The 23,810-nt window shown below is 47.1% G+C and carries 21 protein-coding genes; 20 read left to right on the top strand and 1 reads right to left on the bottom strand.

All coding sequences use genetic code 11. The features are described from left to right. Positions 1 to 206 precede the first annotated feature (206 nt). From spoIIID to fabZ, 6 genes are all read left to right on the top strand, one after another. Positions 207 to 497, top strand: a complete 291-nt coding sequence (gene spoIIID / locus A4U59_RS17065; protein ID WP_066174966.1) for a sporulation transcriptional regulator SpoIIID — start codon at positions 207 to 209, stop codon at positions 495 to 497. A 136-nt stretch (positions 498 to 633) separates the two neighbouring features. Then, positions 634 to 1,635, top strand: a complete 1,002-nt coding sequence (mreB, locus tag A4U59_RS17060) for a rod shape-determining protein (RefSeq protein ID WP_066174964.1) — start codon at positions 634 to 636, stop codon at positions 1,633 to 1,635. Positions 1,636 to 1,810: 175 nt separating this feature from the next. Next, complete coding sequence (locus A4U59_RS17055) at positions 1,811 to 2,629, top strand: flagellar hook-basal body protein (protein ID WP_066174962.1); 819 nt, start codon at positions 1,811 to 1,813, stop codon at positions 2,627 to 2,629. A 12-nt stretch (positions 2,630 to 2,641) separates the two neighbouring features. Then, complete coding sequence (locus tag A4U59_RS17050) at positions 2,642 to 3,472, top strand: flagellar hook-basal body protein (protein WP_066174960.1); 831 nt, start codon at positions 2,642 to 2,644, stop codon at positions 3,470 to 3,472. A gap of 15 nt (positions 3,473 to 3,487) precedes the next feature. Continuing rightward, a complete protein-coding gene (locus A4U59_RS17045) occupies positions 3,488 to 3,769 on the top strand; it encodes a DNA-directed RNA polymerase subunit beta (RefSeq protein ID WP_066174989.1) in 282 nt (93 codons plus the stop codon). A gap of 17 nt (positions 3,770 to 3,786) precedes the next feature. Next, a complete protein-coding gene (gene fabZ / locus A4U59_RS17040; RefSeq protein ID WP_066174958.1) occupies positions 3,787 to 4,209 on the top strand; it encodes a 3-hydroxyacyl-ACP dehydratase FabZ in 423 nt (140 codons plus the stop codon). Between the two features lie 193 nt (positions 4,210 to 4,402). Here the strand turns inward: fabZ and A4U59_RS17035 are convergent, their stop codons facing one another. After that, complete coding sequence (locus tag A4U59_RS17035; protein WP_066174956.1) at positions 4,403 to 5,428, bottom strand: LacI family DNA-binding transcriptional regulator; 1,026 nt, start codon at positions 5,426 to 5,428, stop codon at positions 4,403 to 4,405. A 384-nt stretch (positions 5,429 to 5,812) separates the two neighbouring features. Here A4U59_RS17035 and A4U59_RS17030 point away from each other — a divergent pair, with 384 nt between their 5' ends. The 14 genes from A4U59_RS17030 to galT all read left to right on the top strand — a co-directional run bounded on the left by A4U59_RS17030 (position 5,813) and on the right by galT (position 23,802). Further along, positions 5,813 to 7,099, top strand: a complete 1,287-nt coding sequence (locus A4U59_RS17030; RefSeq protein WP_066174955.1) for an ABC transporter substrate-binding protein — start codon at positions 5,813 to 5,815, stop codon at positions 7,097 to 7,099. Positions 7,100 to 7,177: 78 nt separating this feature from the next. After that, positions 7,178 to 8,062: a carbohydrate ABC transporter permease gene (locus tag A4U59_RS17025; RefSeq protein ID WP_066174953.1), complete on the top strand. Its 885-nt coding sequence runs from the start codon at positions 7,178 to 7,180 to the stop codon at positions 8,060 to 8,062. Continuing rightward, positions 8,062 to 8,886, top strand: a complete 825-nt coding sequence (locus tag A4U59_RS17020; protein WP_066174951.1) for a carbohydrate ABC transporter permease — start codon at positions 8,062 to 8,064, stop codon at positions 8,884 to 8,886. The genes A4U59_RS17025 and A4U59_RS17020 overlap by 1 nt, the downstream gene beginning before the upstream one ends. Further along, positions 8,886 to 10,559, top strand: coding sequence for a glycoside hydrolase family 13 protein (locus tag A4U59_RS17015; protein WP_066174949.1), 1,674 nt, complete (start codon positions 8,886 to 8,888; stop codon positions 10,557 to 10,559). The genes A4U59_RS17020 and A4U59_RS17015 overlap by 1 nt, the downstream gene beginning before the upstream one ends. Positions 10,560 to 10,606: 47 nt before the next feature. After that, positions 10,607 to 12,706 (top strand): Sip1-related alpha-galactosidase, encoded by a 2,100-nt coding sequence (locus A4U59_RS17010; protein ID WP_066174947.1) that lies wholly within the window; start codon positions 10,607 to 10,609, stop codon positions 12,704 to 12,706. A 35-nt stretch (positions 12,707 to 12,741) separates the two neighbouring features. Next, a complete protein-coding gene (locus tag A4U59_RS17005; protein WP_066174944.1) occupies positions 12,742 to 14,226 on the top strand; it encodes a glycoside hydrolase family 32 protein in 1,485 nt (494 codons plus the stop codon). Positions 14,227 to 14,346: 120 nt separating this feature from the next. After that, a complete protein-coding gene (locus A4U59_RS21895) occupies positions 14,347 to 14,520 on the top strand; it encodes a hypothetical protein (protein ID WP_169823997.1) in 174 nt (57 codons plus the stop codon). Between the two features lie 357 nt (positions 14,521 to 14,877). Continuing rightward, a complete protein-coding gene (locus tag A4U59_RS17000; RefSeq protein WP_066174942.1) occupies positions 14,878 to 15,168 on the top strand; it encodes a hypothetical protein in 291 nt (96 codons plus the stop codon). Between the two features lie 419 nt (positions 15,169 to 15,587). Continuing rightward, positions 15,588 to 16,565: a carbohydrate kinase family protein gene (locus tag A4U59_RS16995; RefSeq protein WP_066174940.1), complete on the top strand. Its 978-nt coding sequence runs from the start codon at positions 15,588 to 15,590 to the stop codon at positions 16,563 to 16,565. After that, the gene (gene gtfA / locus A4U59_RS16990) at positions 16,556 to 18,025 is read left to right on the top strand and encodes a sucrose phosphorylase (protein ID WP_066174938.1); all 1,470 of its coding nucleotides are present in this window, start codon (positions 16,556 to 16,558) and stop codon (positions 18,023 to 18,025) included. The genes A4U59_RS16995 and gtfA overlap by 10 nt, the downstream gene beginning before the upstream one ends. A 110-nt stretch (positions 18,026 to 18,135) precedes the next feature. Beyond that, entirely contained in the window at positions 18,136 to 19,836 is a 1,701-nt protein-coding gene (locus A4U59_RS16985) for a glycoside hydrolase family 13 protein (RefSeq protein ID WP_066174936.1), read from the top strand. A 288-nt stretch (positions 19,837 to 20,124) separates the two neighbouring features. Then, complete coding sequence (locus A4U59_RS16980; RefSeq protein ID WP_066174934.1) at positions 20,125 to 21,306, top strand: galactokinase; 1,182 nt, start codon at positions 20,125 to 20,127, stop codon at positions 21,304 to 21,306. Beyond that, complete coding sequence (gene galE, locus A4U59_RS16975) at positions 21,303 to 22,307, top strand: UDP-glucose 4-epimerase GalE (RefSeq protein ID WP_066174932.1); 1,005 nt, start codon at positions 21,303 to 21,305, stop codon at positions 22,305 to 22,307. Before A4U59_RS16980 ends, galE begins: the two co-directional genes overlap by 4 nt. A 1-nt stretch (position 22,308) precedes the next feature. Next, positions 22,309 to 23,802, top strand: a complete 1,494-nt coding sequence (gene galT / locus A4U59_RS16970; RefSeq protein ID WP_083270922.1) for a UDP-glucose--hexose-1-phosphate uridylyltransferase — start codon at positions 22,309 to 22,311, stop codon at positions 23,800 to 23,802. Positions 23,803 to 23,810 lie beyond the last annotated feature (8 nt).

Raw genomic sequence — 23,810 nt, 5'->3', positions numbered from 1 at the left:
TTGGTATATTCCTGTTCCGGGGTTAATACAATGTTGTAAACCTAACAAGAGAGGGTTTGAGGTGAGAATGTGCGGTGACATACAAAGACAGGTTTGCAGCAGTTCATATGAAACTTATTAGACACCAGGAATCGGCAGCAGGGAATGCGGTTCACTTCAGTCTCATTTCACACTTATCTCATCCACAACCTGGGGAGGCGAGTGGTGTGCACGATTACATCAAAGAGAGGACCATCAAGATCGGGCAGTATATCGTGGAGACGAAAAAGACCGTTCGTGTGATTGCAAAAGAATTTGGCGTATCAAAGAGCACCGTTCACAAAGATTTGACTGAACGGCTGCCAGACATTCATCCGGAGTTGGCGAACGAAGTGAAGAAAATCCTTGATTACCATAAATCGATCCGCCACTTGCGCGGAGGAGAGGCGACAAAGCTGAAATACAAGCGTGATACTGATGTTTTAGCTGAGGAGGAGAAAACAGAGGTCGCAAAATAAAAATTCTTTTCTGCATATTTCTACAAAAACATACTATTTGCGTTGACTTGTGATAAAATATATCATTAGAGACTTGCGCATATTAATGTAAATACATCAAGTGATTATAGATTTATGCAGGGAGGATTTCAGAAAGATGTTTTCAAGGGATATTGGAATCGACCTGGGCACGGCGAACGTGCTCATTCATGTGAAGGGAAAAGGAATCGTTCTCAACGAGCCGTCCGTTGTCGCTATTGATAAAAATACCGGCAGAGCCCTTGCCGTCGGCGAAGAAGCACGCCGCATGGTAGGACGTACACCGGGAAACATCGTGGCGATCCGGCCATTGAAGGATGGAGTCATTGCAGATTTTGATGTTACTGAAGCGATGCTTAAGCATTTTATTGAAAAAATCAATGTGAAAGGCTTTTTATCGAAGCCGCGCATGCTCATTTGCTGCCCGACCAACATCACTTCTGTTGAACAGAAGGCGATCCGGGAAGCAGCTGAAAAATCCGGCGCGAAAAAAGTCTTTCTGGAAGAAGAACCTAAAGTGGCGGCTATTGGCGCAGGGATGGATATTTTCCAGCCGAGCGGCAATATGGTAGTCGATATCGGCGGTGGAACGACGGATGTTGCGGTTCTATCGATGGGCAGTATCGTCACCGCCGCTTCTATTAAAATGGCTGGGGATAAGTTCGACCAGGAAATCCTCAACTATATTAAAAAAGAGTACAAGCTTTTAATCGGCGAACGGACAGCCGAAGCCATCAAACTTGAAGTGGCAACCGTTTTCCCTGGTTCCCGCAGCGCAGAAATCGAGATTCGCGGCCGCGACATGATGACAGGGCTGCCGCGCACAATTGCGATAAATTCCGAAGAAGTCGAAAAGGCACTCCGTGAATCGGTTGATGTCATTGTCCAGACAGCCAAAAGCGTGCTTGAAAAAACACCGCCTGAACTGTCAGCGGATATTATTGACCGCGGCATCATACTCACTGGCGGAGGGGCTTTGCTTCACGGCATGGACCAGCTTCTTGCCGAACAATTGAAGGTGCCGGTGCTGGTCGCAGACGATCCGCTCGGAGCCGTTGCTGCAGGTACCGGAATCATGCTCGACAGCATAGACCGGATCCCGGCGCGCAAACTCGGCTGAATCGCTTAAGTTACGGAATTTTTCAACCGATAAAACGAAAGACAGGCTATGCTCGCCTCCCGACCGGACAGGCCTGTTATGCATAACATTCGATATGGAAAGCAGTTTCTGAGGGTTTTTCCCTTCTATGAATAAAGTACACCAGGACTAGTTCCCTTCTAAAGGAGTGTCATCTATGTTACGAGGCTTTTATACGGCAGCTGCCGGCATGATTTCCCAGCAGCGCAGGCAGGAAATGCTGTCCAACAATCTCGCCAACTCCCAGACGCCGGGCTACAAAGCGGACCAAAGCTCGCTCCGGGCGTTTCCGGAAATGCTCATGCACCGGATCGGAAAAGCTGATGGTCCCGTGCCGGTGCGCGATTCTACGCGTATTGGCGGTTTGAATACTGGCGCTTACATGCAGGAAACGATGCCGAACTTCATACAAGGCGACCTGACCGAAACAGGCAATAACAGTGACGCGGCACTCATTGCCGGCACACTGCCTGTTAACGAAGAGGGCCTGCAAGCGGGGCTGTTTTTTACGGTCGGTGCCGGTGATGAGCTCCGTTATACACGAAACGGCAATTTTGCAATTGATGCAAACGGCCGGCTGACGACGAATGAAGGGTTTATGGTTCTTGGGACTGACGGCGAACCGATCGAACTGAATAGCAACAATTTTACCATTGACGAAAACGGCATAGTAACAGAAAATGGGATTGTTGCCGGCAGTCTGAACATCGCGCTGTCCCGCAACCCGAATGAACTTGTCAAAGAAGGGAACGGTCTATTCCGCAATGATGGACAACCCCTTGAAAACGTCCTTGAGGCCGGAGATGCCTCATTCACGGTCAAGCAGGGCTTCCTCGAGCGCTCAAATGTCGACCTTCAGCAGACGATGACTGACATGATGACAGCTTACCGTGCGTTTGAAGCGAACCAGAAGGTGCTTCAGGCTTACGACAGAAGCATGGATAAAGCGGCCAATGAAGTCGGCAGGCTCACGTAAGGGGGATAAAAGATGAACCGTTCAATGATCACTTCATCTGTAACAATGGGACAGCTGCAAAAGCGTCTTGATACAATCGGCAGTAACCTGTCCAATTTGAATACACATGGATATAAGAAACGTGAAACCCAATTCGGCGAATTGCTCGTCCGGCAGATCAACAACCAGTCCGGCGATGAAGCCAAACGGCTGACTCCGGAAGGCATCCGCGTTGGCGCAGGGGCAAGAATCGGTGAAACGAATATCCTGTTTGCACAGGGAACAGTCACCCCGACGGACCGCCCGCTCGACGTTGCCCTTGCAAAAGAAAACCAGCTCTTTCAAATCCAGGTTGACCGCAACGGCCAGCCTGAAATCCAATATACCCGCAACGGCGCATTCTACGTGACGCCGAACGACGCGAATCCGGCAGAGCTCCGGCTTGTGACCGGAAACGGCGATTTTGTGATGGGGGAAACCGGCCCGATCACCATTCCGGCCGGTTTTGAATCGATCACCATTTCCGAAGACGGCAGTATAACAGCCGAAACCGCGAACGGACCTGTAGAAGCCGGCCGCCTGCAAATTGCTGAAGTGACCCGTCCCCAGCTTTTGAATCAAATCGGGGATAACCGGTTTGCGTTGCCTGGGGAAGAGGAATTAAATAGATTAGAGGTACAGGCCGAAGATATCATCCGCGGCGCTGAAAATGTTTCAATCAGACAAGGAGCGCTGGAAGCATCGAACGTCGATTTTTCCAAAGAAATGACCGATATGGTCATGACGCAGCGCGCCTATCAATTCAACGCAAAATCCATTTCCATCTCTGACCAGATGATGGGGCTAATCAATGGATTGAGATAAAGGAGTAAAGACATGATGGCAAGCCAAACGGAGCAGGAATCGCGTACAGAAAAGCGCGAAGCCCGGAAAGCAGAAGCGAAAAAGAATAAGGAAGTGAAAGAAAAAACGAAGCCTTACAAAGTGAGGGTTCGCCTTATCCCGATCTGGCTTCGGTTGCTTATCGTCATTGCGCTGATCGCCCTGTCTCTTATTGCAGGATTGATGGTCGGCTACGGCGTCATCGGCGAGGGCGAACCCGCTGATGCCTTGAAAAAAGAGACATGGGTCCATATACTGGATATAGTTGAAAAAGAATAAACCCAGGAGGGGACCGCATGCTCGATATTCAGGAAATCAAAGAAATCATCCCGCACCGCTACCCGTTTTTGCTGATCGACCGGATTGAGGAAATTGAAGAAGGAAAACGCGCCGTCGCCACCAAAAACGTGACAGCAAACGAAGAGTTCTTCAACGGCCACTTTCCGGACTACCCGGTCATGCCCGGTGTCTTGATCGTGGAAGCGCTGGCCCAGACCGGAGCTGTCGCCATGCTGAAGCCTGAAGAAAACCGCGGAAAACTTGCATTCTTCACCGGCATCGACAAATGCCGCTTCAAAAAGCAAGTCCGCCCCGGCGACCAGCTCCGTCTCGAAGTCGAAATGCTGCGCTTCAAAGGGCCGATGGGCAAAGGCAAAGGTGTTGCCACTGTGAACGGCGAACTTGTTTGCGAAGCGGAGATTATGTTTGCGCTGCAGTAAAGAAATATAGGTGAAAAAGGGCAGCCCCAGTTATTGCTGGAGCTGCCCTTTTTACTGTTACAGGCGAGAAACTTCCACCCGAAGTAAGGCATGGCGGAGGAAGGTTAAGGCCAGATGATGTGTCAACGGTTTCCCGAAGTAATTGCCGGTGTAGGGCTTGTTTTTCATAAGTCACACCGGCGTATAATCTCAATCAGCCAGTTGTTTCTGCTGTTTGAACTGACAGTGGCCTCGTAGTATCCCCCTGAATCAAACTGACATCGATAATGGTATTGTTAATCGTTTCAGTGTCTTCCTTTTCAATTATTTTAATCAATGTGTTCGATAATACTTTACCGATGCGGTCAGTCGGCTGGCTGATTGTTGTCAGCCTCGGAGTTTGCAGCATCCTGGTGAAACTGTGATTGTCATATCCGACGATCTGTAAGTCTTCCGGCACTTTGATGCCGTTTTTTATTGCATAAATATAGAGGGCGTAAGCTACCGTGTCATTGCTGCAAAAAACGCCGTCTATATCGCGGAGATATTTGGAAACTTCCTTATTGATGAAATCCCAAAAATAGTCGAAGGTCAATTTGTTAAGGGCACCTTCCACTATCGTGAAGGGGATGTCATGTTTCATGCAGGTAAGTTTAAATGCATCTGTCCGCCGGTTAGGAAGTGAGTCAAGTTCTGACGGCCCGGAAATATGGAGCAGATTTTTACACCCGTTTTCAATCAGGTGCCGAGTAGCCAGTTCACCGCCCAAAAAGTTGTCTGACCCTACATAGGGAATATTATTGGACAAAATCCTGTCGAATGAAACGATCGGCAGGTTCGCTTTTTTATATTGCTCAACCTGCAGGGTATGGCTGCACATGATTATCCCGTCAACACGGTTTTGCCTCAGCATGCTGATGTAATTGGCTTCTTTTTCAGCATCTCCAAGTGAATTGCAGAGCAGTATCTTGTAATTTTTTTCACTTGCGTACATCTCAATATATTTAACAAGATCAGAGAAGAAGGGATGGTTGGAGTCTGGAACAATGACTCCAATCAAGTAGGACTGGCTTTTCTGGAGGGCTCTTGCAATTTGGTTCGGTTGATAGTCAACTTCCTCCATTGCTTTCATGACTTTTTCTCTGGTTTCCTTGCTGATATATCCTCTATTATTAAAGACCCTTGAAACGGTTGTTACGGAGACACCGGCCTTCTGGGCCACATCTTTGATATTTGTCATAACAGATCTCCCTTAGATCAATTCGTCGTTCTTTAAGGGGTTCACCGTTGGAACTCCTGAACATGTAAACGTTATCATACCTTATGATATACGAAAGGTAAAGAATAATGCAAGGAAAAGTAAACAATATCTCTGATTATATGTGGAAACCTTATCATATATATAGGTGAAATACAGAATAAATAAGGGCTGGATGGTTAATTACCAGAGGATAGAAACAAGAAAAAGGCTTGTAGGTCAAGCGTTTCAGAAAATAACTGGCAGGAGACAACATTTTTTCATGAAATAATTTATATGAAAACGTTTGACATATATGTGGAACACAGAGTAGAATGTCAATGTAAGCACTTACGAAAAACAAAGTGAAAAGGGGAGGCAATCAAAGTGCGCAAAATAGTATCATTGTTTCTTGTATTTTTGTTAACGGTTTCATTGCTGGCAGCTTGCGGCGGGTCTGAAGGAAGTTCAGGGTCTTCTAAAGATAAAACAAAGATTTCTGTTCTGATCGGTAAGCCGGAAGTTATCGGCCAGTTTGAAGATATGGTAAAAGAATTTAATTCGACTCATGATATCGAGGTATCTGTCATTCCGCTAGCGGGGCAGAACTCTTATGAAAAAATGACGTCGCTTTATTCTTCCAATAATGCGCCGACAATCATGATGATGGCGTCGGAGTTTGAAGAGTTCGGGGACAAGCTTCTTGATCTGTCCGACCAGGAATGGGTTGAGCATGCACAGCCCGGTTCACTTGAGTTTATGAAAAAAGATGATAAATACTATGGTATGCCTGTAACGGTTGAAGCTTTTGGCTACATCTACAATCAACAAGTTCTTGATGAAGCAGTCGGAAGCGAATTTGATCCGGCTACTGTGAAGACACGTGATGAACTGAAGGATCTATTCGATAAAGTGGCTGCACTTGATGGAAAAGAAGCCATTCATGTTTCACCGATGGATTGGTCACTTGGTGCGCACTTAACGAACATTCCGTTTGCGACCCAGTCAACAGAACTTGAGGAGCGTCACCAGTTCCTGCAGGATGCCAAGGATGGAAACGTTGAGTTTGCGAACAATGACAAATTCAACGGCTGGATGGACACTTTCGATTTGATGAAAGAGTATAACTCAACAAAAGATGCTCCGCTGGCACCGCAATATGATGAAGGTCCTCTTTCCCTTGCGAGTGGTGAAGTGGGACTCTGGTTCATGGGTAACTGGGCATATCCGCAAATCAAAGAAGTTGACCCAGAAGGAGAATACGGATTCTTGCCTGTACCGATCAGCAATAATGCAGAGGATTACGGCAACAGCGAAATCTCTGTAGGTGTCCCTTCTTATTGGACAGTCGATGAATCGCAGTCAACTGAAGAAGAGCAGCAAGCTGCACTTGAGTTCCTGGATTGGATGGTATTCGGAGAAGGCCAGGATGCTTACGTGAACGAACTGAATTTTATTCCGGTCTATGACAACATCGATGCAGCTCCGCAAGATACACTTTCACAATCAATTGTGGACTATATGGATGCTGGAAAGACGCTTGAGTGGGTAAACCTTTATTACCCGGCTGATGCATGGCCTGCAATGGGAGCGCCTATGCAGAAGTACCTGGCTGATGAAATCGACCGTGAAGGATTGTTCAAAGAGTTCAATGATTACTGGTCCAGTAAATAAGTAAATGGTATGGAAGGTGGGATAAGCGGCTAAGCTTATCCCACTCTCCTTAAGTAAGTCGTTTTGGAGGTAAAAGATATGTATAATCAGCAAAGTTTTTCCGAAAAACTGAAGGTTTTTTCCATGTTTGCCCTAGTTCCTCTCTTTGCTTTCTTCGTAGTGGTGATTGCTCCTTTCCTCCTGGGGATATTCATGACATTTACCAATTCGACAGGTTCCACTTTGTCTTTCGAATTCACAGGTTTCAGCAATTACGTGAGTGCATTTACTGATGCGAACTTCTGGCACTCGCTTGGCATCACGTTTAAATATACGTTCTACACATTGGTGTTGACGAACGTGATTGCGTTTGGATTGGCTTTGCTCGTGACGAGCGGCATGAAAGGCCAAAATGGTTTCAGGATGGGCTTTTTCACGCCTAACCTGATTGGCGGGATCATTCTTGGTTTCATCTGGCAGTTTATTTTTTCCCGTGTAATCGTTCACTTCGGAGATATGTTCAATATGCCGATTTTTTCAAGTTCATGGCTTGCGGATCCGGATAAAGCGTTCTGGTCCCTTGTTATTGTAGGTGTATGGCAATCATCCGGTTATATGATGCTTATTTACATTGCGGGATTGATGGGAATTCAAAAATCGTTGCTTGAGGCAGCAACGCTGGATGGGGCATCCGTTTGGCAGCAGCTTTTGAGAATCAAGATTCCGTTAATGATCCCTTCGTTTACGATTTCGTTGTTCTTAACGCTGCAGCGGAGCTTCATGGTGTATGACACGAACCTCTCCCTGACAAGAGGCGGCCCGTTCCGTTCAACGGAATTGATTGCAATGCATGTTTACAACGAGGCGTTCTTGTACCAAAACTTTGGCCCGGGACAGGCTAAAGCATTAATTTTATTCCTTGTTGTAGCCGTTATTGCCATTGGCCAGGTTGCAGTCATGAAGAAGATGGAGGTGGAATCATAATGTTGAAGAAAAAATTGAAGCCATATGCGATGTTTGCCATTTCATCCATACTTTTCGTCATGTACATTTTTCCCTTCATTCTGATTATCATGAACTCCTTTAAAGAGCGGCTTCCGATTATCAAAGACCCATTAGGTTTACCGGAAAAGTGGAGCTTCGACAACTATATCGAAGCGTTTGAGACGATGAAGTTCGCTTCGGCCTTTTGGAACTCGCTCGTGATTACGGTTGTATCCGTCACGCTGATCATTATTTTTGGCTCTATGCTGGCCTACTTCCTGGTCAGATGGAAATGGAAAATGAATAAATATATTTTGCTGATCCTGGTTGCGTCGATGATCATCCCATTCCAGGCACTGATGATTCCGTTCGTGAAAATTTACGGCGGGCTTGATATGCTTAACAGCAAATGGACCCTTTCGTTTTTCTACCTGGGCTTTGGTGTCAGTCTTGCCACCTTCATGTTCCATGGTTTCATTAAGAACATTCCGCTGGAACTTGAAGAAGCGGCACTCATTGACGGCGCGTCCCGATTCCAGGTGTTTTGGAAGGTTGTCTTTCCGATGCTGAAACCGATCACAACCACCATCGCAATTTTGGATGTACTTTGGATCTGGAATGACTTCCTGCTGCCATCCCTTGTGCTCGTTTCTGAAGAGACCAGGACGATTCCGCTGTCGACATTCTATTTCTTTGGAAAATATACATCTAACTATGGTTCAGCAATGGCGGCACTTGTGCTGGCAATCATTCCGGTATTGATCTTCTACTTCATTGCCCAGAAACAAATCATTAAAGGGGTAATCGAAGGGGCGATCAAATAATGGAACCACAGTGGTGGAAAAATTCGGTCGTATATCAAATTTATCCAAAAAGCTTCTACGATTCGAATAACGATGGAATCGGTGATTTGCCGGGGATTATTGAAAAACTGGATTACCTGAAGAATCTGGGAATCGACCTCATCTGGTTAAGCCCTGTCTATCAGTCGCCGATGGATGACAACGGATACGATATTTCCGACTATTATGCGATAGCGGAGCAATTCGGAACGATGGAAGATATGGAAAAAGTCATTGAAGAAGCTGGCAGGAGGAACATCAACATCATGATGGACCTTGTTGTCAACCACACATCCGACGAACACGAGTGGTTTATCGAATCACGCAGTTCAAAGGCCAGTGAAAAAAGAGACTGGTACATTTGGAAAGACCCGAAACATGACGGCTCGCCGCCGAATAATTGGCGGTCCATTTTTGGCGGGCCGGCCTGGGAATACGACGAAAAGACGAATCAATATTACCTCCATGTTTTTTCCAAAAAACAGCCTGACTTGAATTGGGAAAATCAAGATGTGAGGCAGGCTGTATACGGAATGGTTAATTGGTGGCTTGAAAAGGGGATTGCCGGCTTTCGCGTTGACGCCATCACCTTTATCAAGAAAAGAGCCGATTTCTCCAGCTTGCCTGCCGATGATAACGATGGTTTGGTGCAAGTTCAGGAGGGGAGCTTAAATCAGCCTGGAATTCACCCTCTTTTACGTGAATTGAAAGAGGAGACATTTGAAAAATACGAAATTGTTACGGTCGCTGAGGCACCCGGGGTGAAGGCTTCCGAACTGCCTCGATTTGTCGGGCCTGAAGGCCATTTTAATATGTTATTTGAATTTGACCATGTGGACCTCGACCTTGGCAAAGAAGGGAAATGGACCAGGCCTGTGAATTGGAGTCTGCTGGATTTGAAGCGGACCATCAATCAAAGCCAGCAAGTATTGAATGAGTCCGGATGGGGTGCCCTTTATATTGAGAATCACGATCATCCCCGTTCGCTGAACAAGTTTCTCCGGGAGCAAGGGGCTGGCGTGAAAGCCCAAAAAATGCTGGCGGCAATGTACTTTTTACTAAGAGGAACACCATTCATTTATCAAGGACAGGAAATCGGAATGACAAATGCCGATTACGGTTCGATTGACCGTTATGATGATATCAGCACCCACAATCAATATGCTCTGGCAATGAGAGATGGCTTCAGTGAAAAGGAAGCGCTTGATGCCGCAGGACGCAGAAGCAGGGACCATGCCAGGACCCCGATGCAGTGGAATGATTCAAAGAATGCGGGATTCACTGAAGGCGTGCCGTGGCTCGATGTAAACGAAAACGTGAAAGAGGTAAATGTCCAGAATGCCCTTAATGATTCTGATTCCTTATATTTCTTTTATAAGCGATTGATTTCTTTGCGGAAGGACAGTCCTTATTCAAATTGCATTGTTTTCGGAAAATATGAGCAGCTTGATGAGGATAATCCAGCCGTATTTGCTTATAAACGGTTCGATCATGATAAGACGATTGTCGTGGCATGCAATTTCACCAATGAGGAAGAAGCAGTGCAAATCGATTTGCCTGTCCAAAACGTCATCCTTTCAAATGATGTACTTTCTAAAACTGGACAGCGGCCGGTAAAACTTAAACCGTATGAAGCAATGGTTTACGAAGCTTGATCACGTGCTGCTGGAATCGATTACACGGAAAGGGGTTGAGGGGACACATGACATATCCTGCGTTATATTCACTAGATAAACATAATGTAAAGAATCAGATTAAAGTCAACGTTAAGCTTGATGACGGCAAAGTTTTCTCCCTGCCGGCCTCGAAAATAACCGGGGAATCAAGCGGGGACACCATTTTACATTGTATAGATGATGAGGCGGGAATCCTCGTAAAAGTGAAGCTCCAAATCTCTGCACGTTCCGTTACGGGATGGATTGAGGCGGCCATTGAACAGGAAGAGGTGTTTTTCTCGCAGAAATCTTTCGCTTCTGTTGATGCGGTAACAATTGAGATTAGTGAGGTTTTCCAGCCGGAAAGCCTTCTTGCTTTTTACCACTTCAATGATTGGTGGACACGGCCGGTATTTTCATCGTCGTTTACCGATTTGCCTGAACGGACCCAATCGGTTCTATGGCGGGAAAATGGGCTGTACACTTATTTGGTTCCGGCTGTAACGATGGACTGCAAGGCGGAATTGTCGGGCGGCGGTACGGGATTGATGATGCATCTTTCCCCTTATACGGAGGGGTGCGATAAACTTGATTCGTTCGTGTTTGCTCTAGTTTCCGGTGAAGATCCGTTTCGTCTGGTGACAGAAGCGACTGATATGGTCAGCGGCCATCTGGATGTGCCGGTCCGCAAAAGGGATGAACGCAATTATCCCGAAGTTTTCGAATATCTGGGCTGGTGCAGCTGGGATGCTTTTTATCATGAAGTGAGCGAAACGAAGCTCCTGGAGAAAATGGCTGAGTTGAACCGGCACGGCCTTCCGGTAAAATGGGTGATGATCGATGACGGATGGCAGGATACAGATAATAAAACATTACGGTCTTTTCAGGCGGATGAGCGTAAATTCCCGGAGGGCCTGTCTGCCGCCGTCAACCGCTTGAAAACAGAGCATGATGTAAACTGGGTCGGGGTATGGCATACGCTGTTTGGGTATTGGGGAGGCATCAGCCCGGACAGCGAGCTGGCCTCGGATTTAAAGAAGCACCTGTACAAGACCAATAACGGCAAGCTGCTGCCGGCACCAGACGGACCGGCCGGGTTTGGCTTTTGGAACCATTTTTATGAAACACTAAGGAATGCGGGCGTCGATTTTGTGAAAGTGGACAGCCAGAGTGCGGTCAATAACTTTTTCCGTCACCATTTTCCGGCCGGGAAAAGTGCGTATGGGACCCATACGGCAATTGAAGCGGCAGCAGGAAACCACTTTCGCCATGCGATGATCAATTGTATGGGTATGGCTTCCGAAAATATATGGTACCGGCCGGTGTCGGGTGTGTCCCGGAATAGTGATGATTTTGTGCCGGGAAAAGAGATCAGCTTTAAAGAGCATGCGCTGCAAAATGCATATAACAGCTTGTTCCATAGTCAGTTTTACTGGGGCGATTGGGATATGTTCTGGACGAACCACGATGAAGACGTACCGAATGCTGTCCTGAGGGCGGTGAGCGGCGGACCGGTATATTTCAGTGACCGGATCGGCGCAACGGACCCGGATAAGGTATGGCCGCTTATTTTGAAAGATGGCCGGGTGCTCCGCGCCGATCAGCCGGGATTGCCGACAGCTGATATGCTGTTTGTCAACCCCAATAAAGACAAAGTGCCGATCAAAGTTTGGAATAAACTTGGTGAAGCGGCAGCACTGGCGCTCTTTAACATTGATGAAGAAGGGGATACGTGTGCGGGCAGCTTTAAACCTGCTGATATTCCGCACCTTGAGAGCGGTACGTACGCTTTATTCAACTTCTTCACAAAAGAAGCCGAATTGATTGAGTTTGATGAGGAGAAAAGAGTCAGCCTTGCGAAAGACAAGGCTTTACTATATACCCTGGTTCCGTTTTCGGGCATCGCACCGCTGGGCCTCGTTGATAAGTACCTTGGGCCGCTGACAGTCGAGATACTGCTTCAGGAAGAAAACACGGCGGTATTTAAACTCATGGAAGGCGGAACGTTTGGATTCGTTTCCGGGAAAACACCTCAGGCAGTTTACGTGAATGGAATGGAAACTGAGGCGGCGAAGCAGGAAGGGAAGTATTATGAAGTGGACTGCAGCGGCATTGATACAGAACTTATCATAACGATTGAGTACTGAGAAATCGGCAACAGGAATAGTTGGAGTGATACGCAATGAAAAACCATGAAGAGTTACTGGAAAAGGCGCAACAATCTGTTCAAAAGGGAAAGGAAACAGCGGAAAAGAGCTACTGGAAGCCCCTTTATCACATAACGCCGCCGGCATACTGGATGAATGACCCGAACGGTTTCAGTTTCTTCAACGGGGAATACCACCTGTTTTATCAGCACCATCCTTATTCTGCGGAATGGGGGCCGATGCACTGGGGCCATGCCAAAAGCAAGGATTTAGCCGTATGGGAACACCTTCCGATCGCCCTTGCCCCCAGTGAAGAATATGACCGGGATGGCTGCTTTTCAGGGAGTGCCATCGAAAAAGACGGGAAGCTCTTTCTCATGTATACCGGCCATAAATGGACAGGGGATAATCCTGACATCGACCTCGAACAGGTTCAGTGCCTTGCAGTCAGCCGTGATGGCATCCATTTTGAAAAAATTGCGGGCAATCCGGTCATAGAGGCTGCGCCTGTAGGAGATGTCCATCCGGACCATTTTCGGGATCCGAAAGTATGGGAGCATGATGGAACCTATTATTGCGTGATCGGTTCGAAGACGAAAAATGATGCCGGCCAGGTTCTGTTATACCGGTCCGCTGACCTGGAAAATTGGGAATTTGTCAATATCCCGGCAAAAGGAGCGGGTAATGCAGGTTTTATGTGGGAATGTCCCGACCTTTTTAACCTTGGCGGGCATGATGTGCTGGTATTATCGCCTCAGGGGGTCAAGCCGGAAGGGTATCTTTATCAGAATGTGCACCAGGCGGGTTACCGGGTCGGTGAGTTGGATTATGAGACGGGTGTGTTCGAGCATGGCGATTTTCAGCTGCTTGATTATGGGTTTGATTTCTATGCCCCTCAGACCATGACAGACGATGAAGGCCGCAGGATCATGATTGCCTGGATGACGATGTGGGAAAACGATCTGCCTGAACAAGAATTTGGCTGGGCAGGTGCGATGACTGTGCCGCGTGAATTATCGATTGAGGATGGGCGCATGTACAGCAGGCCGGTTCCGGAGCTGCAAACGTTAAGGGGAAACGAGGTTGCCTATCAACAGGTAACCATTGATGGTGAGAAAGAACTCGAAGGGATAGCGGGCGACTGCTATGAATTGGAATTGGCTGTCGATATGACACAAAGCGCCGCGTTCACCTTGAAACTGAGGACAGACACCGCCGGAACTGAAGAAACGATTCTTTCCTTTGATAAAGAGGAAGGGTTCCTGACGTTTGACCGGACCAAATCGGGACAAGGTCCCCGCGGAATCCGGAAAGCACCGGTCGAACTGGAAAAAGGGAAACTGCATTTACATGTGTTTGTCGACCGTTCCTCTATTGAAGTGTTCATTAACAATGGCGAAAAAGTGATGACAGGCCGCATTTATCCGAAAGAAAGCTCGACTGGATTGCGCATGTCGGCTGAAGGGACAGCCATGGTCGATTCTCTGCGGAAATGGGAGTTGAAACAGGCGATTTCCTGATGGCTGATAAATAAGATTTTGGTTTTTGATCAAATCAAAGCCGGTTCCGTATACAGGGACCGGCTTTTTGTTTTATAGGAAAGTGTTAATTTCAAGCTGGGAAGCTTCGCCTATGTCTACTTGAAGACATACGAAGAGATGTGTGCTGGCGTGAAAGTGGGGACTTATGGCACGAAACAGTGGAGTTTCGGCGTGAATGGCGGGGTTTGGCGCGAAAGACTCGGTTCAAGGCGTGAAAAAGGGTCTGGTTGGCGTGAAAGTCTGGTTGTTCGGCGTGAATTACCCTGGATATAGCGTGAAAAGAGAATTCTTATTCCTATATGATGGGTTCTGCCGCTGAAATGAACCAGAGTCTTCTGTGAGAGTTGCAAATATCACGGCAAAAGACCTGTTTTGAGAGATGGAAACCGGTTTTTTATTCAGGGGATGTCTAAAAGGCAGCGGGTTCGATTAAGACGAATAGTTGTTTATTTGTGGTGCGGTTGCCCTTCCCCGCCTTTTACTTCATTTATAGCAAGTGATTTTGGGTGTGAAGCACCTCTAATCGGAGGAATAATGTATATTGCGTTCACCTCCTGAGAATACTACCTCTCGACTCCTGCGCTTACCAAACCGTTAGGAGGAGTCTACATAGAAAGGAGGCTATACACAATGGAAAAGAAATGGCTGCTGCGTATTTCCGCTTCTCTTCTTGCAGCGATGCTCATCACTGGCTGTGCGGATAACGCTGATCCTGCAGAAGAAGAAAACGGTGGCACAGAAGAACAAGCTCCTGAAGATGATACGATGGATGAAGGAACGGATGCTACAGAAGAAGGTACCGGAGTGGGCACTGATGAAGGTAACGGTGATGAAGGTGCAGATATGCAAGAAGGCGAGGGTACTGACGAAGGCACTGATGAAGATGCCGGCATGAATGGTGATAAAGAAGAGGAAGAATAATAAAATTGGCCGGGAGAAGGCGGGATGCCAAAATTGCCTTCCCGTTGATTTCCTATTGCCAGGCAATTGCCAGGCAATGACCAAGATGTAAGCCTGCGTTTTTACGAGCGCAGGCTATTTGTTTGGCTAAAAAGACATTTTGTATGAAAACCTTACCATATTAAAATACCGCGCCTGAATTATTGGGTTAATCATCAAAATAACCTTGTAAAATAAGGATATTAGATAGATGATGTAAATGGTTATCTTACACTTCTGTATGTCAAAATGATTTTAAATAGCACATGGATATGAAAACGTTTGACATATATATGACAGCATAGTATCATTCATTTGAAAGCACTTACAGGTGAGATATTTTATTTGGAGGCTGGAAGCTTTTTATTGCCGTACCTCCAAATGGCAGAGGAGTAACGGAGATGCTGAACTTTGAAGACAAATTTGAATTTCAAGAGAAAGAGAACGATATTTTAACGGTCGGTGAACTTCTGATTGATATGATATCTGATGCTTACGGAGAAAATTATGAGTGTGATTCATACAAACGTTATTTCGGCGGATCGCCTTCAAATATTGCAATGAATGTGAAGAGGCTGGGTATCAACTCCCTGGTTGCTTCAGCAGTCGGCCAGGACGGTTTGGGGACATACTTAATCAACCATTTGGACCGGGTCGGCATAGATACGAAGTGTGTGCAGCGGGTCGATTATTCAACAAGCATGGTGCTGGTGAACAAGAGCAAGCGGAGCCCGATTCCGATTTTTTACCGTGACGCCGACTATCATCTCGCTTATACGCCTGAACTTGAAAACGCGCTCACGCATTCGAAGATTGTCCACTTCTCCTGCTGGCCGATCTCCAGAAAACCTGTGCGCGAAACAATCGAAAAAGTCATTGCCCAAGCAAAAGAACATAACCTTCTCATCGGTTTCGATCCGAACTATCATCCGATGATCTGGGAAAAAGGGGAAAATGGCGCAGAGTATGTGAAGGATATCATCAGGAAGGTTGATATCGTGAAGCCGTCTGAAGATGATGCTGAAAGATTGTTCGGAAAAGACACCCATGAAAATCAAATCGCCAGGTTCCTGGAGCTTGGTCCGAAGCTTGTGATCATGACGCTGGGCGAAGAAGGGGCAATCGTCTCGAATGGGAAGGAAACCCTCCGTTTCAATACGTTTGCAACAGATGTGGTTGATACGACGGGGGCTGGAGATGCTTTCTGGTCCGGCTTTTATTCAGCCTTAATTAAAGGGCGTACCATAAAAGAAGCGCTTGAACTGGGCTTTATGGTCAGTGCGTATAAATTGAAATACACAGGTGCGGTTGTTGACTTGCCGTCACTTGAAACCATCGAACAACAATATAAAGCAGCGGGGGGACAGGCATGGCAGTGAAAAATAAAGTCCAACTTATCACGTACCCGGACTCAATGGGCGGTGACTTAAAGACGCTTAACAAGGTGCTCATGGAACACTTCTCTGATATATTCAAAGGCGGCATCCACATCCTTCCGCCTTTCCCTTCCTCAGGGGACCGCGGATTTGCACCGCTTACGTACCTTGAGATTGAGCCGGAATTCGGGACATGGGAAGATATCCGTAAAATAGGGGAGAATTTTGATATTTTGGTAGATCTGATGGTGAATCATATTTCGAAACAATCCCCGTATTTTCAGGATTTTCTCAAGAAGGGACGGAACTCGGAGCATGCGGACTTGTTCCTAACCCTGGATAAAATCTGGGAAGATGGTGAACCCGTTCAAGAAGATATTGATAAAATGTTCCTGCGCCGAAAAGTGCCGTATTCCACATTCACCATCGAAGATACCGGTGAAGAAGAAAGGGTCTGGACGACGTTCGGAAAAACGGACCCTTCCGAGCAAATTGATTTTGATGTCCATTCAGAGAAAGTGAAACAGCTTTTCACCGATTTCTTCATGAATTTCAAAGAGCAAAACATCAAGATTGTCAGGCTGGATGCGGTTGGCTATGTCATAAAAAAACTGGGCACAAGCTGTTTCTTTGTTGAACCTGACATTTTCAAGTTCATGGATTGGATTAAAGAACTGGCGGATTCCCTTGACATCGAACTGCTCCCGGAAATCCATTCCCACTTTTCCATTCAATATAAGCTTGCGGAAAAAGGCTACTGGATCTATGACTTTATCCTGCCGTACCGGATTTTAGAGACGCTGACAAATGGGTCCAGTGAAGCGCTTGTTTCCTACTTAAAGGACCGGCCGGAAAAACAGTTCACGATGCTTGACTGCCATGACGGCATTCCCGTCAAACCGGATCTGGATGATTTGATTGACACAAAAGAAGCACAGGTATTGGTGGATGTCTGTGTCGACAGAGGTTCCAACCTGAGCCTGATTTTATCAGATGAGCATAAGGCGGAAGACGGTTTTGATGTCCATCAAATCAGAGGCACCTACTACTCTGTGCTTGGCCGGGATGACGATGCGTACTTATCAGCCCGGGCTATTCAATTTTTCGCGCCGGGCGTCCCGCAGGTCTATTATGTCGGTCTTTTAGCCGGTGAAAATGATGAAGAAAAAATGAAAGAAACCGGTGACGGCCGTGAAATTAACCGCCATAATTTCAGCCTCGGAGAAATTGAGCAATCGCTTGGCAAAGACGTCGTTCAACGGCTGCTGAAGCTGATTCGATTCAGGAATGAATATGATGCATTTGATGGCGATTTTACCGTACTGGATTCCGCAAAAAATGAAGTCCGGCTTGCCTGGACGAAAGGTGAAAAACACTGTACATTAGTTGTTGATTTGAAGACGAATAAGTCTGTGATCGACTATGTTGATGAAAATGGGGAAACGGCCAGGTATTCGGTATAGGCCCTAATCAGTTGGCTTTCCTGGAATCAAATGAGAATGAACCCGCTTTTAAGGCGGGTTTCTGCTTTTCGGATATAGAAACATTCATAGAAGAGTTGGAGGAGATGCATATGGCAAACCAGTGGTGGAAAGAATCTGTCATCTATCAAATTTATCCGCGCAGCTTCCAAGATTCAAACGGAGACGGAATCGGCGACCTGCAGGGGATCATTTCCAGGCTTGATTACTTGAAAGACCTTGGCATCGATGTTGTATGGCTGTCGCCCGTTTATAAATCGCCGAATGATGATAATGGATATGACATCAGCGATTACCGCGGCATCATGGAAGAATTCGGGACACTTGAAGACTGGGACGAATTGATTGCTGAAATGCATAAAAGAGGCATCAAGCTTGTCATGGATCTCGTTGTGAATCATTCTTCGGATGAACATGAATGGTTTGTCGAATCCCGAAAATCCAGCGATAATCCTTACCGGGACTATTATATTTGGCGCAAAGGAAAAGAGGGCAAAGAACCGAACAACTGGGCCTCCTTTTTCAGCGGGCCGGCGTGGCAGTATGATGAACAGACGGGTGAATACTACCTGCATCTTTTTACAAAAAAACAGCCGGATCTAAACTGGGAAAACCCGGTGTTGCGCGGTGAAGTTTATGACATGATGAAATGGTGGCTTGACCGCGGCGTCGACGGGTTCAGGATGGACGTTATAAACATGATTTCCAAAGTCCCCGGTCTGCCGGATGCACCGGTTCAATCGGAAAATGACAACTATCAGCCGGGCACAGATTATTTCATCAACGGCCCGAAGCTGATGGACTACCTCGGCGAAATGAAGGAAACTGTATTTAACAGCTATGACATGATGACAGTCGGTGAAACACCTGGCGTCACGCCGGAGGATGCGGCCCGGTTCACGAATGAAGAAACGGGTGTCATGAGCATGCTGTTCCAATTTGAGCACATGGATGTGGACATCGACCCTGAGGGGGATAACGGCAAATGGTCCGTGCAGCCATGGAAACTGTCTGATCTGAAAGAAATCATGTCCAAGTGGCAAACAGGATTGTACGGAAAAGGATGGAATAGCCTTTACCTGGAAAACCATGACCAGCCGCGCTCGGTTTCCCGCTTTGGTGATGATGGCGAATATCATGTCGAAAGTGCCAAGATGCTGGCGACGTGGCTCCATATGATGCAGGGGACGCCTTACATCTATCAGGGGCAGGAAATCGGCATGACAAACGTGGCCTTTGAGTCGGTCGAAGAGTACCGGGATGTTGAAATTCACAATATGTACCGCGAACAAGTCGGGGAAAAAGGGAAAGACGCAAATGACATTTTAAAGGCGATCCATTACCGAAGCCGTGACAATGCCCGGACACCGATGCAGTGGGATGACAGTGAAAATGCCGGTTTTACAGCAGGTACTCCGTGGATCAATGTGAACCCTGCCTATAAACAGATCAATGTTAAAGAAGCGGTTGCGGATGAGAACTCTGTTTATCATTATTATAAAAAACTTATCAGGCTGCGCAAGGACTACCCGGTCGTTGTCCATGGGAAATACGAGTTGATTCTAGAGGATCATCCTCAGCTTTATGCGTACACGAGAAACGGTGAAAACGAAACATTGCTCGTCATCACCAATTTTTCAAAAGCTGAAGCGGGCTTCACGCTTCCAGATCACCTGAAAAATGTCAGCGGCAAGCAGCTGTTAATCGGAAACTATAAAGATGGGGATGCGGATCTTAAGAGCCAAATGACGATGAAGCCATACGAAGCAAGGATTTACTTGCTGCAGAAATAATCGATTCTGAATTTAAAGATCATACATTCAAAAGGGGCTGACCGGATTTTACTTTCCGGGGTCCCTTTTTTGTTGTACATAAGGCAAACTGCTTAGTAAAATTTTTAGTAAAATTTATTGACGTATTTTTACTCCTCCTTTATCATTAAGGTACGAAAACACTTTTGAAAAGTGGGGTTGAATCAATGGAACTACCTGTTGCATTGATAATAAGGCCCTCCAACAACGATACGTCATCAATGAGCGGACGGTAGAGAGGAGCGGGCCGTTCAGACTGGAGGAATAACATTGAATCTTCAACAGCTTTCAGAAAAATTCACTGATATTTTTGGTGCAAAAGATTTCCGGACCTTCTTTGCGCCCGGACGAATCAACTTAATCGGTGAACACACCGACTATAACGGCGGCAATGTGTTTCCGTGCGCGATCACCTTTGGGACATATGCCGTTGCCCGAAAACGCAGGGACGGCCTCGTTCGGATGTACTCGATGAATTTCGAAGAAAAAGGAATAATCGAGTTCGAGCTCACCAGCCTAAATTTTGATGAAGAGCATGACTGGGCCAACTATCCAAAAGGGATGATTCGCTTCTTGAAGGATTCCGGACACATGATCGACTCGGGCCTTGATGTCCTGTTTTACGGCAATATCCCAAATGGCGCCGGCCTGTCATCATCGGCATCAATCGAGTTTGTGACAGGGGTCATGCTTGAGAGGCTGTTCAACTTGGCGGTTGATCGGATTGATTTAATCAAAATCGGCAAACAAGTAGAAAACGAGTTCATCGGCGTCAACAGCGGCATCATGGACCAATTTGCCATCGGTATGGGTAAAAAAGGTGCAGGGATTTTGTTGGATACCCAGACACTCCGGTTTGAATATGCGCCAATTGATCTCGAAGACCATAAAATCATCATTATGAACACAAACAAACGCCGGGAACTGGCCGGGTCAAAATATAACGAACGGAGGCAGGAATGCGAAAATGCTCTTGCAAGCCTGCAACAAGTGACAGATATCAGCTCGCTTGGCGATTTGACAGAAGAGGAGTTTGAAAAACACAAACACGCCATCGAAAACGACACCGAACGGAAACGGGCAAAGCATGCTGTTTATGAAAACAGGCGCACCCTTAAGGCGCTCGAAGCGTTGAAGGGCGGCAACCTGGGTGAGTTTGGCCGGCTGATGAACGAATCCCACGTTTCACTCCGGGACGATTATGAAGTGACCGGAAAAGAACTTGATACCCTTGCCGAAGCGGCCTGGAAGCAGCCGGGTGTCATCGGTGCCAGGATGACTGGTGCCGGCTTTGGCGGCTGTGCAATTGCGATTGTCGAGAAAAATGAAGTAGATAACTTTGTAGAAAATGTCGGCGAATCATACAAGGGTTCAGTTGGTTATGAGGCAGATTTCTATGTGGCAAGCATCGGTGACGGTGCGAAAGAATTGGAAACGGAGATGATCGAATGAGCGTGTTAGTGCTTGGCGGAGCGGGATATATCGGATCACATGCAGTTTATCAGCTGATCGAGCGGGGCTACCGGACAATTGTTGCCGATAATCTGCAAACCGGACACAGGGATGCCATCCATAAGGATGCCGTATTCTACAACGGCGATATTCGCGATAAAGCCTTTTTGCGGACGGTTTTTGAAAAAGAAGAAATTGAAGGTGTCATCCATTTTGCCGCCAATTCACTTGTCGGCGAATCAATGGAAGTTCCACTGAAATACTTTGACAACAATGTATATGGCACCCAGGTCTTGCTTGAAGTCATGCAGGAATTTGGCGTAAAAAACATCGTTTTTTCTTCAACTGCCGCAACGTACGGCGAGCCGGATGAAGTCCCGATTACAGAAGATATGCCGACAAAACCTACGAATGCTTATGGCGAGACGAAGCTGGCGATGGAAAAAATGATGAAGTGGTGTGATTCCGCGTACGGCATCAAGTTTGTTTCCCTTCGTTACTTCAATGTAGCGGGAGCGCGGAGTAGCGGGGAAATCGGTGAAGATCACCATCCTGAAACGCATCTTGTCCCTATCATTCTTCAGGTCGCACTCGGCCAGCGTGAACATATCACTATTTTCGGCGATGATTATGACACGCCTGATGGCACATGCATCCGTGATTACATTCACGTCGAGGATTTGATTGATGCACACATCCTCGCATTAAGATACTTGAAAAACGGCGGGGACAGCAATATTTTCAACCTCGGCAGCAGCCAGGGCTTTTCGGTGAAAGAGATGGTTGATGCCGCCAGGGAAGTGACGGGACACCCGATTCCCGCCCAAATCGGGTCAAGGCGGGCCGGTGATCCGAGCAAACTGATCGCTTCATCCCGGAAGGCAAAGGAGACATTGCTGTGGAAGCCGGCGCGGACGTCCATCCGTGAAATTATCGCTGATGCCTGGAACTGGCACCAATCCCATCCGGAAGGGTATGCAGATGGAAAGGCAGGGGAGTGAAATGAGTGTTTATCAGACAGTTGATGCCCTTATTTTAAAAGGGCTTGAAGCCGGCCTGATTGAACATGAAGATGAGATATACACGCGCAACCGTGTTCTCGCCCTGCTGCAGCTTGAAGATTATCGGCCTGCAGAAACGGAGAAAGAGGAAAGCGGGGGAATTCCCGATCTCCTTGAGAAGCTGACGGAATACGCTGTTGAAAAAGGCATCACTGAAGACGTTCTCGACGCCAAAGAAATCTTTTCTGCGGCGGTCATGGACTGCTTTGTCGCGCGGCCTTCAGTCATAAACAAAACCTTTTTCGATTTATATGAAGAAAATCCGCATAAGGCTACAGACTACTTTTACAAGCTGAGCCGGGACAGCAACTACATCCAAACGAAACGGATCAGCAAAAATATCAGCTATAAAGCGGCTACAGAATACGGTGATATGGACATCACCATCAATCTATCCAAGCCGGAAAAAGACCCGAAGCAAATTGCGATGGAGCGGGCGATGCCGAAGCAGGATAACAAATACCCGGAATGCCTGCTTTGTGCGGAAAATGAAGGATATGCCGGGCGGATCGGGCATCCAGCGAGAGCAAATCACCGCGTCATCCGCCTTACTCTTGACGGGGAGAAGTGGATGCTGCAATACTCGCCGTATGTTTACTATAATGAACATTGCATCATATTGTCAGAGGACCACCGGCCGATGGAAATCAACCGCAGCGGCTTCAAGCGCCTGCTGGAGTTTGTCCGCCAGTTCCCGCACTATTTTGCCGGCTCGAATGCGGATTTGCCGATTGTCGGCGGTTCGATCCTTTCGCATGACCACTATCAGGGCGGAAATTATGAATTTGCAATGGCAAAAGCCGGGAAAGAATACGAGTTTACGATGGAAGCGTTCCCTGCCGTTGAAGCCGGAATTGTCAAGTGGCCGATGTCGGTTATCCGGCTGAGCAGCACGGATATCGACACACTTGTCGATGCGGCAGATCATATACTCAAAAACTGGAAAACATACACCGACGAAGGTGTCGGAATCCTTGCTTTCAGCGGAGACACGCCGCACAATACAATCACGCCGATTGCGCGCGTACGGAACGGCAAATATGAGTTGGACCTCGTCCTCCGCAACAATCGCACGAGCGACGAGCATCCGTACGGCATTTTCCATCCGCATGAAGATGTTCATCATATCAAAAAAGAAAACATCGGCCTGATTGAAGTGATGGGGCTGGCCGTCCTGCCGGCACGTTTGATGGATGAACTGAAGGAAGTGGAAAAAGCGCTGCTCGGCCAAAAACACGAGGCGGAAGCTCACCACCAGCCATGGATTGAAGAACTGAAGGATAAATATCAAAGCGATTTGAACGCGAATGAAGTCAGTGACATTGTACAGAAAGAAGTCGGCTTGAAATTTTCGCGTGTCCTTGAGGATGCCGGTGTGTTCAAACGCGATGATAAAGGGATCAAGGCGTTCAAGGCGTTCGTTTCAGGACTGTAATTTTAACA

The sequence above is a fragment of the Bacillus marinisedimentorum genome, from assembly GCF_001644195.2.
Taxonomy (GTDB): Bacteria; Bacillota; Bacilli; order Bacillales; family Bacillaceae_O; genus Bacillus_BL; species Bacillus_BL marinisedimentorum.
The sequence above is the reverse complement of the archived record's forward strand: the minus strand, read 5'-3'. Positions and strand labels throughout refer to the sequence as shown.

Excerpts from the sequence above, each read along its gene's own strand:
- mreB (WP_066174964.1), top strand. The coding sequence starts at position 634 with ATGTTTTCAAGGGATATTGGAATCGACCTGGGCACGGCGAACGTGCTC.
- A4U59_RS17055 (WP_066174962.1), top strand. The coding sequence starts at position 1,811 with ATGTTACGAGGCTTTTATACGGCAGCTGCCGGCATGATTTCCCAGCAG.
- A4U59_RS17050 (WP_066174960.1), top strand. The coding sequence starts at position 2,642 with ATGAACCGTTCAATGATCACTTCATCTGTAACAATGGGACAGCTGCAA.
- A4U59_RS17045 (WP_066174989.1), top strand. The coding sequence starts at position 3,488 with ATGGCAAGCCAAACGGAGCAGGAATCGCGTACAGAAAAGCGCGAAGCC.
- fabZ (WP_066174958.1), top strand. The coding sequence starts at position 3,787 with ATGCTCGATATTCAGGAAATCAAAGAAATCATCCCGCACCGCTACCCG.
- A4U59_RS17035 (WP_066174956.1), bottom strand. The coding sequence starts at position 5,428 with ATGACAAATATCAAAGATGTGGCCCAGAAGGCCGGTGTCTCCGTAACA.
- A4U59_RS17025 (WP_066174953.1), top strand. The coding sequence starts at position 7,178 with ATGTATAATCAGCAAAGTTTTTCCGAAAAACTGAAGGTTTTTTCCATG.
- A4U59_RS17020 (WP_066174951.1), top strand. The coding sequence starts at position 8,062 with ATGTTGAAGAAAAAATTGAAGCCATATGCGATGTTTGCCATTTCATCC.
- A4U59_RS17015 (WP_066174949.1), top strand. The coding sequence starts at position 8,886 with ATGGAACCACAGTGGTGGAAAAATTCGGTCGTATATCAAATTTATCCA.
- A4U59_RS17010 (WP_066174947.1), top strand. The coding sequence starts at position 10,607 with ATGACATATCCTGCGTTATATTCACTAGATAAACATAATGTAAAGAAT.
- A4U59_RS17005 (WP_066174944.1), top strand. The coding sequence starts at position 12,742 with ATGAAAAACCATGAAGAGTTACTGGAAAAGGCGCAACAATCTGTTCAA.
- A4U59_RS17000 (WP_066174942.1), top strand. The coding sequence starts at position 14,878 with ATGGAAAAGAAATGGCTGCTGCGTATTTCCGCTTCTCTTCTTGCAGCG.
- A4U59_RS16995 (WP_066174940.1), top strand. The coding sequence starts at position 15,588 with ATGCTGAACTTTGAAGACAAATTTGAATTTCAAGAGAAAGAGAACGAT.
- gtfA (WP_066174938.1), top strand. The coding sequence starts at position 16,556 with ATGGCAGTGAAAAATAAAGTCCAACTTATCACGTACCCGGACTCAATG.
- A4U59_RS16985 (WP_066174936.1), top strand. The coding sequence starts at position 18,136 with ATGGCAAACCAGTGGTGGAAAGAATCTGTCATCTATCAAATTTATCCG.
- galE (WP_066174932.1), top strand. The coding sequence starts at position 21,303 with ATGAGCGTGTTAGTGCTTGGCGGAGCGGGATATATCGGATCACATGCA.
- galT (WP_083270922.1), top strand. The coding sequence starts at position 22,309 with ATGAGTGTTTATCAGACAGTTGATGCCCTTATTTTAAAAGGGCTTGAA.